This window comes from Shewanella sp. BF02_Schw, from assembly GCF_014596695.2.
GTDB lineage: Bacteria > Pseudomonadota > Gammaproteobacteria > Enterobacterales > Shewanellaceae > Shewanella.
Genome location: NZ_JABKAW020000001.1, coordinates 1141013 through 1153417 on the forward strand (window position 1 = coordinate 1141013; position 12405 = coordinate 1153417).

12 protein-coding genes and 2 pseudogenes are annotated in these 12405 nt (G+C 41.2%); 13 read left to right on the forward strand and 1 reads right to left on the reverse strand.

Going from position 1 to position 12405, the window contains the following annotated elements:
- Positions 1 to 41 precede the first annotated feature (41 nt).
- From HNW13_RS05130 to HNW13_RS05175, 10 genes and pseudogenes are all read left to right on the forward strand, one after another.
- Positions 42 to 962 (forward strand): annotated as a pseudogene (locus tag HNW13_RS05130) (ISAs1 family transposase); the annotation flags it as partial.
- Between the two features lie 560 nt (positions 963 to 1522).
- Positions 1523 to 2773, forward strand: a complete 1251-nt coding sequence (gene ltrA, locus HNW13_RS05135) for a group II intron reverse transcriptase/maturase (RefSeq protein WP_192115081.1) — start codon at positions 1523 to 1525, stop codon at positions 2771 to 2773.
- Between the two features lie 76 nt (positions 2774 to 2849).
- Positions 2850 to 3053 (forward strand): annotated as a pseudogene (locus HNW13_RS05140) (ISAs1 family transposase); the annotation flags it as partial.
- A gap of 119 nt (positions 3054 to 3172) precedes the next feature.
- Positions 3173 to 3616 (forward strand): hypothetical protein, encoded by a 444-nt coding sequence (locus tag HNW13_RS05145; RefSeq protein WP_192115080.1) that lies wholly within the window; start codon positions 3173 to 3175, stop codon positions 3614 to 3616.
- Between the two features lie 51 nt (positions 3617 to 3667).
- Positions 3668 to 4441 (forward strand): ChaN family lipoprotein, encoded by a 774-nt coding sequence (locus HNW13_RS05150; RefSeq protein ID WP_192115079.1) that lies wholly within the window; start codon positions 3668 to 3670, stop codon positions 4439 to 4441.
- Between the two features lie 80 nt (positions 4442 to 4521).
- Positions 4522 to 5001 (forward strand): hypothetical protein, encoded by a 480-nt coding sequence (locus HNW13_RS05155; protein ID WP_192115078.1) that lies wholly within the window; start codon positions 4522 to 4524, stop codon positions 4999 to 5001.
- Between the two features lie 105 nt (positions 5002 to 5106).
- Positions 5107 to 5406, forward strand: a complete 300-nt coding sequence (locus tag HNW13_RS05160; protein ID WP_192115077.1) for a hypothetical protein — start codon at positions 5107 to 5109, stop codon at positions 5404 to 5406.
- 66 nt (positions 5407 to 5472) lie between these two features.
- On the forward strand, positions 5473 to 6900 hold the full coding sequence (locus HNW13_RS05165; protein WP_192114076.1) for an IS4 family transposase: 1428 nt from the start codon (positions 5473 to 5475) through the stop codon (positions 6898 to 6900).
- Positions 6897 to 7244 (forward strand): hypothetical protein, encoded by a 348-nt coding sequence (locus HNW13_RS05170; protein ID WP_192115076.1) that lies wholly within the window; start codon positions 6897 to 6899, stop codon positions 7242 to 7244. The genes HNW13_RS05165 and HNW13_RS05170 overlap by 4 nt, the downstream gene beginning before the upstream one ends.
- A 477-nt stretch (positions 7245 to 7721) precedes the next feature.
- Entirely contained in the window at positions 7722 to 7898 is a 177-nt protein-coding gene (locus HNW13_RS05175; RefSeq protein ID WP_192115075.1) for a hypothetical protein, read from the forward strand.
- Between the two features lie 299 nt (positions 7899 to 8197).
- Here the strand turns inward: HNW13_RS05175 and HNW13_RS05180 are convergent, their stop codons facing one another.
- Positions 8198 to 9484 carry a citrate synthase gene (locus HNW13_RS05180; RefSeq protein WP_101086890.1) on the reverse strand — a complete coding sequence of 429 codons (1287 nt, stop codon included), beginning with the start codon at positions 9482 to 9484 and terminating at the stop codon, positions 8198 to 8200.
- Positions 9485 to 9913: 429 nt separating this feature from the next.
- On the opposite strand from HNW13_RS05180, the gene sdhC reads away from it, so the two are divergent.
- The 3 genes from sdhC to sdhA are packed head-to-tail and all read left to right on the forward strand — an operon-like array spanning position 9914 to position 12396.
- On the forward strand, positions 9914 to 10288 hold the full coding sequence (gene sdhC / locus HNW13_RS05185) for a succinate dehydrogenase cytochrome b556 subunit (protein WP_101086891.1): 375 nt from the start codon (positions 9914 to 9916) through the stop codon (positions 10286 to 10288).
- Positions 10282 to 10629 carry a succinate dehydrogenase, hydrophobic membrane anchor protein gene (gene sdhD, locus HNW13_RS05190; protein WP_101086892.1) on the forward strand — a complete coding sequence of 116 codons (348 nt, stop codon included), beginning with the start codon at positions 10282 to 10284 and terminating at the stop codon, positions 10627 to 10629. The genes sdhC and sdhD overlap by 7 nt, the downstream gene beginning before the upstream one ends.
- Positions 10630 to 12396 carry a succinate dehydrogenase flavoprotein subunit gene (gene sdhA / locus HNW13_RS05195; protein ID WP_101086893.1) on the forward strand — a complete coding sequence of 589 codons (1767 nt, stop codon included), beginning with the start codon at positions 10630 to 10632 and terminating at the stop codon, positions 12394 to 12396.
- The last annotated feature ends 9 nt before the right edge of the window (positions 12397 to 12405 follow it).

The window sequence follows — 12405 nt, forward strand, 5'->3', positions numbered from 1 at the left end:
AATGTTAGATGTGATCTTATACTCCCTTTTGTGGGGCCTTTATGTATCTCGAAGCGTTTACGACTCATTTCAGTGCCATTGCCGATCAACGTCAATCAGCTAAAGTTACCTATCCCTTGTGTGATGTGTTGTTCGTCACCCTTTGTGGGGTGATAGCAGGCGCAGAAGGTTGGTCTGAGATATATGATTACGCTGAAGGTCACCACGACTGGTTCAAGCAACAGGGTTTTCTTATCGATGGCGTACCTGTCGATGACACAATTGCCCGTATTATCTCTAAAATTGAACCTGAGCAGTTCCGCCAATGCTTTATTAACTGGATGCAGGCAGTGCATCAGGTAACTGAAGGCGAAGTGGTCGCCATCGACGGGAAAACCTTACGTAGCTCGTACAAACGCGGTGATAGGCAATCTACTATTCACATGGTAAATGCCTTTGCGTGTGCCAACAAAGTGGTGATGGGACAGCTTAAAACCGAACAAAAATCGAATGAAATTACCGCTATCCCAGCACTCATTAAGCTATTGGAGGTAAAAGGTGCGCTGGTATCCATTGATGCGATGGGCTGCCAAACAAAAATAGCACAGCAAATAATAGAGAAAGAAGCAGACTACCTATTAGCCGTAAAAGGTAATCAAGGCCAGCTACATCAGGCGCTTCGTGATGCATTTATTGATGAGCATGCAGCACCGCTGGATGGTTTGGCGATAGAAACAAATCATGGACGCATAGAAGCCCGCGTACATTATGTCAAAGATGCCAGCGAACTGGCGACCCGCTTCCCGCAATGGCCTAATCTGCGCAGCGTTGGCTTGAGCATCGGATTCCGTCAAGTTAAAGGTAAAGCACCACAACTGGGTTATCGATATTACATAAGCTCCGCCGAGCTTAGCGAAAAAACGTTAGCCGAAGCTGTACGAGCCCATTGGTCCATCGAAAATAGTCTGCATTGGGTACTGGATGGTGTGCCACAGGCACATAGGTTTGCAGCATAAGGATATGTTAAAAGCTTATGGCTAAGCTTGAGAAGAGATGATGGTTTGGCCCATCGAAGTCTGCTGTCGGAAGCTGGCTTCAAACCGCTTCAAGCTGCGAATATTAAGAGTGTTCGTGGTGAGCGTTGAAGAAACGAGCATATTTAAATGCTCAGGTGAGAAATGAGAAGACGAGTTATCGAACCCATGATGACGCATCGTAAACCAAAGACTCGACATCAAAAGCCAGTAGCGTCTAAGACTGGTGATAAATTTACAGGTTGCTCCGAAGGCTGTGTAAGTGGTGTCCGGTGTAAAGTGGGCGTGATCTCATTTTCAGGCTCTTTTCAGGAACTGTGGGAACCAGTCGTCAGAATGTTAAGGGAGAAATACAAATCACTAAAATGGTAAGTATGAGAGTACCAATGTCTGGCACTGGGGCGGAACGACCTGTAGTAGTGAAGAAGCATTTGTAATGAATGTGGAGCGAAGGGGTCGTGTTAAACAGTATTCATTTTATATCCAACTGTTAAGCAGGAGGAGATATCTTGACGAATGCACATCGATTCAATATTGATAAATGGCAAGTTGTTAAAGCCTATCAATTAGTAAAAGCGAATAAAGGAGCCGCAGGCATTGATAAGCAATCAATGGCTGATTTTGAAAAAGACTTAAAAAACAACCTTTATAAAATCTGGAATAGGATGTCTTCTGGTTGCTATTTTCCACCCGCAGTTAAAGCTGTGGCGATACCAAAGAAATCAGGTGGTGAGCGGATACTCGGTATCCCTACGATCCAAGACCGTATCGCCCAAATGGTAGCGAGACTTTCATTTGAGCCTTTGGTTGAACCTGAGTTTCTTAATGACTCATATGGTTATAGACCAAAGAAATCAGCGATAGATGCAGTGCGGGTGACAAGAAAACGCTGCTGGTATCAAGACTGGGTTCTGGAATTTGATATAAAAGGGCTGTTTGACAACATTTCACACGATTTGCTAATGAAAGCAGTACGCAAACATACGGGTTGCAAATGGTTGCTGCTGTATATTGAGCGATGGCTACAAGCGCCTATGATAAAAGCGGATGGTGAAATAATTGAGCGAGCGCAAGGGACGCCACAAGGTGGTGTCATTAGTCCAGTGTTAGCCAACTTATTTCTCCACTATGTTTTTGATAAATGGATGCAAAAGAATCATGCCAATGTTAAATGGTGTCGATACGCAGATGATGGGCTTGTTCACTGTGATAGTGAGAAGGAAGCTCAACAAATGTTAGTAGAGCTTAAAGAGAGGTTTGAAGCCTGTGGGCTTGAGCTTCACCCAACGAAAACCAAAATTGCGTATTGCAAAGATGGTTCAAGAAAAGGTAAGCACGAGAACATCAGTTTTGACTTTTTAGGGTACACTTTCAGACCACGTCTTTGTCGGAATAGACAAACACAGGGTATCTTTATCAGTTTTACGCCCGCAGCGAGCAGAAATGCTCAAAAAGGGATGATGAAGAAAATTAGAATGCTAGGTATCCGTAAGCGAACAGATTTAAGTCTTGAGCAAATAGCCCGGTGGATCAACCCAATCATCAATGGTTGGATAAACTACTATGGCAGCTTCTGTCGTTCTGAGTTGTACAGGGTCTTCCGCGAGGTAAACAAAGCGTTAATCTGGTGGGCGAGGCACAAGTACAAGAAACTTCAACGACGCAAAACGAGAGCCGGTAAGTTTATGGAAAACCTTGCCTGCACTCATCGTTACTTGTTTGCCCATTGGCGAGCAGGAATGAGAGGGTCGATGGTTTAATGGGAGCGGTATGAGTCGAGAGGCTCACGTACCGTTCTGCGAGGGGCTGCTGGGGAAGTTCCAGCGGTCTACTCTCCTCAGCTTGGGAGAAGACCAATGCCAAATTCATCATCAAAACGGTGCTGAAAATTGGGCAATGTTAAGGCAACTCTCTTTAAATATGCTCAGGGCAGAGTCTTCAAAAGGGAGTATTAGTGCAAAACGCAAACGAGCATGGATGAAACCAACCTTCTTAGAGGCTGTTTTAAAAGCGGGATTTAGCGAGATGTGTAAAAATTAAGCACTCATGCGGTTGCCCTGGGTGTGGGATGCTTTTGTTGTTCCTTCTAACTTTGACTCATCGTCTGCCAGTTTACCTGTTTATACTCAAAAGTCATCGATTGCAGGAAGTGAAGCATAATGAAAAATATCATAGTTCTCCTATTCTTGTTAGTAGGTGTTATCCATCCAGCGCTCGCTCAAAACGAAGCCTCATCAGAATTAAACGGCTTTATACAAGCTATAAAAAATGTACATTATCTTGCTAAATTAAAAGTCACTAAAGTGGAAGTAACGGTTCAGAATGATGGATTAGAAAAGCAGGTTTTTTTTGCTGAAGTCCTCGATACTTATAAAGGTGAATCTCACAAAAACATAAACTATGAAATGCTTGTCGAGCAAGGTGAAGATGTCGTTTTTAATTCGACTCCAGTTTATGTCGCGCTGTGTTTAGATAGTGCAGGGAATTACTACTGGCCGGGTACTGGCTCTGAATTCAAACCTTCAACAGCGATCGATGTATGGTTAGCTGAAAATAAAGAAAAGTTGATGGGTATTGTTTCTGTAGCAGATTGGTGTAAGTAGTATTATTTCAAAAATTAGACTGTTAGTTTTAATAAAAATCACGGACAAATAATGAATAAAATTAACACGGATGTAAATTACAAAACGATTGCAGGTAATGCTCGCTTAGTTATGCTAGGTGAGTCTAATCACAACACCGCTGGTTATAAATATGAAGCGATTAGAGCGATCAAACAATTAAAAGCAGCTGGCTTTACCCATTTTGCTATAGAGATGTTACCACAATCAATGAAGGAACAAGTGGCTTTTTATCAACGTACAGGTAAGGGATTTGAAGTTATTCAGCGTTACTTTAATGAAAATTGGGCATGGGGATATTTGGTTCCTCATGCATACGGTGAACTTGTTAAAGCAGCAAGAACTGCAGGTTTGAAAATAGTTGCTTTGGACATGACATTAGAGCAAATGGCAAGTCTTGATGCAGCTTGCTCGTCTGACAATGCCGAGGCGGGTATTTGTAAGGATACTCATACGAAACGGAATGATAGCTGGACAAATAATATTCTGAGTATCATAAAAGAATCAAACCAACATCGTGTGGTGGCTTTCATGCATCGGTGGCATGCTGTTGAAGCTGCATCTTATCAAGAAGGTATTGATACTTTAATCCAAAAGCAAGGGATACATAATGTTGTCTTTGTAGACTTTATTGGAGGTATGTTGTGTCTAACCGAAAAGGATTGCAGAGAAGGTTCTGCTGAAGATACTCCGCTTAAGCTGCAGTACTTTTACCGTGAAGGATTTCCCTATAAGTCCGCTATTAAGTCTTTTCAGGTTCATATTCCTGAAAAACGAGTCAATTTAGATGGTGAGTTGCAATGGTAAGGATAAGTCTGTTTATATTCTTAACGTTAAACTCAATCTGCAATAATGTGCATGCAAACAGTCTGTGGCATGCAATCGATATGAACGATCCAAACTTAACAGTCGAACAGGCCGCGCAACAATGTGCGAAAAGTTCAATGTTTGCACCATACAGCCTCGAGGAATGGTGTGAAAAGGCTTATTCGATGGGCAGTTGGAGATCACTTCTATACATTGGATACTATACAGGTGATGGGACTCGCTATGTCAATGAAGCCAAAAAACATGCGCAAAGCGATGATGTTGAAGCTATCAAAGCATTAGCGTGGATTTATAGTACAGGGTCTTTCGTTGAAAGGGATCTTAATAAGTCTATTAATCTATATACCGATTATTTGAACCATAAGAAAAATAAATCACTCACAAAACAACAATTAGTTACAGTTCACAAAGCTATTTATACAATATACAAAGAATTACAAAACTGGCAAGAAGCCTTAGAAAGCTTGCAATTTATTATTGATAATGACGAAGATGATAACATTTTTTTCAAAAATGAAATGTTAGATATTAGCAAATAATTATCTAAATAAGCTGTGTGATAAGTTATGATTTATTACCTTAATGTCATAACACTGTTCGCAAGCTTTTCATATTCCCCAAATATATTATGAAGGCACTTTAAAATGGTAAAGCCATTTTTATTATCTTTTATCTTGGTGGCTATTTTCGCCAACGCAGCGGGTCCGAGGTGGGATGATTCAATTGATATAGATGATCCCAACTTAACAATTAATGTTGCCGCGGAACAATGCCAAAAAAGCTTAATTAATGCTCCTGAAAAGCTGGAACTGTGGTGTGAAAAAGCCATCAATATGGGTTATTGGAGAGGCTTAGTACCTCTTAGCTTGCACACTGGTAATGGAGAACGGTTACTTAAGGAAGCAACAAAAAGAGTTAATGCTGACTCTTCTACACAAGTATAAAAAATATTGAACTTCTGGGGTGAACTGTGATCAGATCAAGTAACTTCAGTTACTTAGAGAAAAACCATGTCAATATTCAACCCAGAGCAATGGTCATACAATCACTTTAAAAACGGTTTCTTTGGTGACCCGCGTCGCACAGATCGTGTCATCGAAGTCGCTGCAGATATGGCACGTTGTAGTGGTAAGTCTATCGCTTTATCATGTCAAGGTAATGAGGCTAAAGTTGAAGGGGCTTATCGATTGATCCGTAACGACAACATTTCTCCAGAAGTAATTAGAGCTTCTGGTTTTCAACATACTGCAGAGCTTGCCCAGCCCTATGCTGAGATATTAGCCATTGATGACACCACTGCGCTGAGTTACAAACATCAAGTAGCAGAAGAGCTTGGCAAACTGGGGACGACGACAGATAAATCACGTGGTTGGTGGGTTCATTCAACCCTGCTATTAGACAGCTTCACGACTCAGACTATCGGGCTCATTCATCAAGAATACTGGCTTCGTCCTAATAATCCTGAAGATGCTGACGAAAAAGAAAGCGGTAAGTGGTCAGAAGCCTCTTATTTCTGCCGTCAACGCTTGGGAAAGCTCATGTCACGGGTAATTTCAGTGTGTGATAGAGAAGCAGACATACTGAGTTATATTCAAGATAAACAGAAGCATAATGAGCGTTTTGTCGTTCGAGCGAAACATTCTAGAGCGCTGATAGAGACTGACTCTACGTTATTTGAACATCTTGAATCACAAGCCGAACGGGGTGAATACACTATCGATATCGCCCAGAAGGGGACAAAAAATAGTAAAGGGAAGCCTGTAAACCGCGTGGCAAGAAAAGCCAAGCTAACCATTAAAGTGGCACAGGTTACGTTCAAAACGAAAGGTGAGACTAAGCCAGTAAACGTGGTGTACGCTCAAGAAAAAACATCAAAAAGCGTTACTGAGCCGTTGCGCTGGGTGCTATTAACAACAGAGCCAATCGATACGTTAATTCAAGCACTTCATATTATTGATATTTACACCGCAAGATGGCGAATTGAGGATTTTCATAAAGCATGGAAAACGGGTGCAGGAGCTGAGCGCCAAAGAATGACAGAGCCTAAGAACTTAGAAAGAGCGGTTTCAATCTTAGCTTTTATCGGCGTCCGTTTACTGCAACTCAGAGAAGCCATCACCATCCCTTATTATTTACGTAAAAAAGGGCTGGTTGAGGAGGCCAAAGCAGTGGAGGCTCAACGCTGTGACACGGTACTCGAAGAAGATGAATGGAAGGTGCTAATGCGGTTTAATAAGCCTAGAGGGCATAAAGATAAAGGCGCGCCGAGTCTGAAATGGGCGTATCAATCAATCGCAAAGTTGGGTGGTTTCACCGATACCAAACGAACAGGGATCGCAAGCTGGACGGCGGTTTGGGAAGGTTGGAGTACATTGCAGTCTCATGTTGTAGGCTACCGAGTCGCGAAAGAAATGATTGCTGATGGCGAGAGCTTATGAAATCTGATCAAGAGACAGGAGTTAATGCGAAAGATCCTATAGCTTATTCTACACTCGCTTGGGTCTATGAGGGCGGTATGTTTGTAGACCAAGATATTAATTATGCTATTTCACTCCATAAAAAGTTGTTAGCATTGGATGTTGATCTACCTAAATCGTCAGTTACTGCTACCCATGAAGAGTTAGCAAAGTTGTATAAAATACAACAGAACTGGCTAGCGGTTAGTGAGCACGCTCAATACGTTTTTAATAATACTACGTTTGAATTTAATAAAGAATATGCGGCTCGATTGATGAAGCTCGCACAAGATAAATTAGTCGAGGAAGGCCATTCTAAACGTTAACAAAAATAAACTTATTGATAGGTGTATATGAAGTTACCATTTTCTATTGTTTTGTTACTTATGTTTTTGTCGTGGCTATAGTGGCACACTAACCAGCATCAAGAAGCAGCGAATAATAACCCTTTATTATTACGCAAAAAACTATCCACCTTTATGACTTATGCTGTCCTTCAACTCTTATTCAACACCTAATTCAGTTAAAGCGTTTGCTGCATAAATGGAGTTATTTTATAGTCTTGGTGATTAGTGGTCTAGTACCAACATTAAATCAATAAACTTAACATAATAATATCTGACGTCTAACTTCATAAAGACATTAGATGAGATCAACATTATCAATAAGGTAAAGGAATACTATGCACGATATATTTGGCGAAATTAGACGCGAATTTTACACTCAAACCATTTAGGAGTGGCTAGGTTGGATTGTGGGTACATTTTTGCTGGTGGTATTGAGGTATCGAAGAGTACCCAGAAATGAAAGAAAAGTTAGCAACATTGAATGCTGATTTAACCTCTAAAGAGGTAGATTTTACTTTTCCAAATAAACGTAATCGTAATGTAGAGTTTGATGGAACAAGCATTTGTCGTTGGGAAGCCGATTTTGATGTGTATGAATTAGATGATAATAACGAAGACTTCTTTAACTTCTAAGAATTAAAAACGTAACCCTCAAAGTAATCAGTTTTTCTGATCCAAATTATAATAGCGTCATCAGCAAAGACTAATTTGAGTTTAACTACCACCAACTCAATACTGATTACTGTCATACGACTTCAATCTGTTAAAAATTGTAAAATTAAATGTTCTATTAAACATCACCTCTAACCGATTATAAATCATTGAAGGTGTTTAGGACTGATTTACACACTACGTTGAATAGTCACTGACATCAAACTTTAGATAACAAAAAAGCGCCTTTCGGCGCTTTTTTAGTTTGGTTAATCAAAAGATTAACGCTTATCAACGCTCACAAATTCACGTGCAGACTCACCAGTGTATAACTGACGTGGACGGCTGATTTTGTGGCCTGGTTGATCTAACATTTCTTTCCAATGTGAAATCCAACCAACAGTACGTGACAATGCGAATAGCACTGTGAACATATCGTTAGGGATACCAATGGCTTTCATGATGATACCAGAGTAGAAATCAACGTTCGGGTATAGCTTCTTAGAGATGAAGTATTCATCTTCAAGAGCGATACGCTCAAGTTCCATTGCCACGTCTAATAATGGATCAACCACTTTAAGTTCTTTAAGGACTTCATGACAAGTTTCACGCATCACTTTAGCGCGAGGGTCGAAGTTCTTATAAACGCGATGGCCAAAGCCCATTAGACGGAATGGATCGTTTTTGTCTTTCGCTTTCTCGATAAATTCAGGAATGCGATCAACGCTGCCGATTTCTTCTAACATTTCTAAGCAAGCTTCGTTAGCACCACCATGAGCTGGGCCCCACAACGAAGCAATACCCGCTGCAATACATGCAAATGGGTTAGCACCTGAAGAGCCAGCTAAACGAACAGTAGATGTAGATGCATTTTGCTCATGATCAGCATGCAATACAAAAATACGGTCCATTGCTTTTTCTACAACAGGATTAACTTTGTACTCTTCACACGGAGTAGCAAACATCATCGACAAGAAGTTACCCGCATAACTTAAATCGTTACGTGGATAAACAAAAGGTTGCCCCATTGAGTACTTGTAGCACATCGCTGCTATTGTCGGCATTTTCGACACTAAGCGGTAAGCTGCAATTTCACGATGCTTTGGATTGTTAACATCAAGAGAATCTTGATAGAAAGCAGATAATGCACCTGTTACACCACATAGCATTGCCATTGGGTGTGCGTCACGGCGGAAACCTCTGAAAAAGAATGCAATTTGTTCATGAACCATAGTGTGTTCTTTCACTGTGGAAACAAATTGTTCGTAATCAGCTTTAGACGGTAATTCACCATATAATAGCAAGTAGCATAAATCTAAGTAGGTCGATTCAGTTGCAAGTTGTTCAATTGGATACCCACGGTGTAACAAGATACCTTGCTCACCATCGATATAAGTAATTGCTGACTCACAAGATGCAGTAGCTAAAAAGCCTGGATCAAAGGTGAAATACCCTTTTTTTCCAAGTGTACTGATGTCGATAACGTCAAAACCTTCAGTACCTTTCTTGATAGGTAGGTCGATTGATTCGTTTCCTGGTAACTCTAATTTGGCTATATTATCAGCCATACCCCGTTCTCCTTACTTCATTCTTCTATATGAGTGCGGCATGTTAAGCGGTCATTACTTTACAGTGGATCGGGATCACAGATCAATTTAAATAAGCGTTTAAATTTGTTAGACCATGGTATATGTGCCCTGTAAACCGCTCTGCGCTTGGATTAGAATAAAAAAATACTAAAAAAACTTATTTTGCATAATGTGAGGTTTGTATTTGACAATTCCCACGAGTATACTTGCCTGCGCCCCCAAGGGCGACGAACATCACAGTTTAGGAATGATGAATTTACGAACTAAATAGTGGTTTCTCAATTGATTAGATGTTTCAGAGTGGTCCGTTATTTGTTTTAAAACGTATGCCTAGTGTTAGCGTTAATAGTTAAACAAAAAACAGATAGATAACAAAAATAATGCTCGACGGAGCTGAGTGAGCAGAACGTGAAAAAGCAAAGACCTGTCCATCTAGACCTGCAGACGATAAGCTTTCCTGCGACAGCTATCGCGTCAATCCTACACCGTATTTCCGGTGTTATCATGCTATTCGCAATTGGTATTCTTCTATGGCTGTTAAATTCGACTTTAACATCACCAGAGGGGTTTGCTAGCGTACAATCCTTGTTCGATGGTTTCGTGATGAAGTTCATCATTTGGGGTATTCTAACTGCGTTGGGTTATCATTTATTAGGTGGCATTCGTCATTTGATTATGGATGCCGGACACTGGGAAGAATTAACTTCGGGTGTTGCATCAGCTAAGGCTACTTTTGTGTTAGCAGTAGTCTTTTCAATCATAGCGGGGATTTGGGTATGGTAACAAATGCAGCAAGTTTTGGACGCAGTGGTGTTCATGACTATATTCTATTACGCGCAAGTGCAGTGATCCTCGCTTGTTATACTATTTTCTTAGTAGGTTTTATCGCGTGTAGTGCCCCGTTAACTTTCGAAATTTGGAGTGGCTTATTTAGTTCACTTCCAATGAAAGTCTTTACCCTTATAACGTTAGTTGCTTTACTTATTCATGCGTGGATTGGTGTATGGCAAGTGTTGACTGATTATGTCAAACACACAGCGTTACGTGGTGTATTACAGTTTACCTTTGTTATGGTCGCGATCAGTTATTTAGCGTCAGGCATTGTAATAGTGTGGGGTGTTTAAGTGAGTATTCCAGTACGCGAATTTGATGTAATCGTAATCGGCGCCGGTGGCGCGGGTATGCGAGCAGCATTACAGATTTCTAAAGAAGGTAAGAGCTGTGCGCTGTTATCTAAAGTATTCCCAACTCGTTCACATACCGTTTCTGCTCAAGGTGGTATCACCGTAGCATTAGGTAATGCTCACGAGGACCATTGGGAACAACACATGTACGATACGGTTAAAGGTTCTGATTTTATCGGCGACCAAGAAGCTATTGAGTTTATGTGTAAAACGGGTCCGGAAGCGATTATTGAACTTGAGCAAATGGGTTTACCTTTTTCTCGTTTCGAAAATGGCACAATCTACCAGCGTCCTTTTGGTGGCCAGTCTCGTAACTTTGGTGGCGAGCAAGCTGCTCGTACCGCTGCTGCTGCTGACCGTACAGGCCATGCATTGCTTCATTGTTTATACCAACAAAACGTTAAACATAAAACTAACGTTTATTCTGAGTGGTATGCCTTAGATTTGGTTAAAAATGAAGATGACGTTGTAGTGGGTTGTACCGCAATTGAAATTGAAACAGGCGATATTGTTTATTTCAAAGCCAAAGCAACGATATTAGCAACGGGTGGTGCAGGGCGTATTTATGCTTCGACCACTAATGCTCATATTAACACCGGTGACGGTGTAGGTATGGCAGCACGTGCTGGCATTCAATTACAAGACATGGAAATGTGGCAGTTCCACCCAACGGGTATTGCTGGTGCAGGTACCTTGGTAACTGAAGGTTGTCGTGGCGAAGGCGGTTACTTATTAAATAAAGATGGCGAACGCTTCATGGAGCGCTATGCACCGAATGCGAAGGATTTAGCTTCTCGTGACGTGGTAGCACGTTCAATGATGACTGAAATTCGCGAAGGTCGTGGTTTAGACGGTCCTTTAGGTCCGCATTTGTTACTAAAGCTTGATCATTTGGGCAAAGAAACCCTTGAAGCGCGTCTTCCTGGTGTGTGTGAATTATCACGTACTTTCGCTCATATCGATCCAGCAGACGGTCCTATTCCTGTATTGCCAACATGCCACTACATGATGGGCGGTTTACCGACTAAAGTGAGCGGTCAAGTTATTCGTCAGAATAAAGATGGCAGTGAGCAAGATGTATTAGGTTTATTTGCGGTTGGTGAAATCGCTTGTGTATCTGTACACGGTGCAAACCGCTTAGGCGGTAACTCATTACTCGATTTAGTGGTCTTTGGACGTGCTGCGGGTCAACATTTAGGTAAAGCGTTAGACGCGACACCTGATCCAAAAGCGGCATCAGACATAGAAATTAGTGCATCACTTGCTCGTCTTAATCGTTGGGAAAGCAACAAAGACGGCGAAGAACCTGCGGTTATTCGTAAAGCGCTTCAATTGTGTATGCAGTTAAATTTCTCTGTTTTCCGCAGTGGTGAAGCCATGGCTGAAGGTCTAGAGCAGCTACAAGCTATTCAAAAGCGACTTGATAATGCTAAGTTATCTGATAACTCAAATGAATTTAATACTCAGCGTATTGAATGTTTAGAATTAGATAATTTAATGGCAACAGCGCTGGCAACTGCTTATGCAGCTAACTTCCGTACTGAAAGCCGTGGTGCGCATTCTCGTGAAGATTATTTAGATCGTGATGATGACAATTGGTTGTGTCATAGCTTATTTGACCCAGTGACTAAGAATATGAGCAAACGTGATGTCAACATGACACCTAAATTACGTGATGCATTCCCACCAGTAAAACGTACCTATTAGGCAGGAGTT

Excerpts from the sequence above, each read along its gene's own strand:
- HNW13_RS05180 (WP_101086890.1), bottom strand. The coding sequence starts at position 9,484 with ATGGCTGATAATATAGCCAAATTAGAGTTACCAGGAAACGAATCAATC.
- HNW13_RS05145 (WP_192115080.1), top strand. The coding sequence starts at position 3,173 with ATGAAAAATATCATAGTTCTCCTATTCTTGTTAGTAGGTGTTATCCAT.
- HNW13_RS05175 (WP_192115075.1), top strand. The coding sequence starts at position 7,722 with ATGAAAGAAAAGTTAGCAACATTGAATGCTGATTTAACCTCTAAAGAG.
- HNW13_RS05160 (WP_192115077.1), top strand. The coding sequence starts at position 5,107 with ATGGTAAAGCCATTTTTATTATCTTTTATCTTGGTGGCTATTTTCGCC.
- HNW13_RS05165 (WP_192114076.1), top strand. The coding sequence starts at position 5,473 with ATGTCAATATTCAACCCAGAGCAATGGTCATACAATCACTTTAAAAAC.
- HNW13_RS05170 (WP_192115076.1), top strand. The coding sequence starts at position 6,897 with ATGAAATCTGATCAAGAGACAGGAGTTAATGCGAAAGATCCTATAGCT.
- HNW13_RS05150 (WP_192115079.1), top strand. The coding sequence starts at position 3,668 with ATGAATAAAATTAACACGGATGTAAATTACAAAACGATTGCAGGTAAT.
- sdhD (WP_101086892.1), top strand. The coding sequence starts at position 10,282 with ATGGTAACAAATGCAGCAAGTTTTGGACGCAGTGGTGTTCATGACTAT.
- HNW13_RS05155 (WP_192115078.1), top strand. The coding sequence starts at position 4,522 with ATGAACGATCCAAACTTAACAGTCGAACAGGCCGCGCAACAATGTGCG.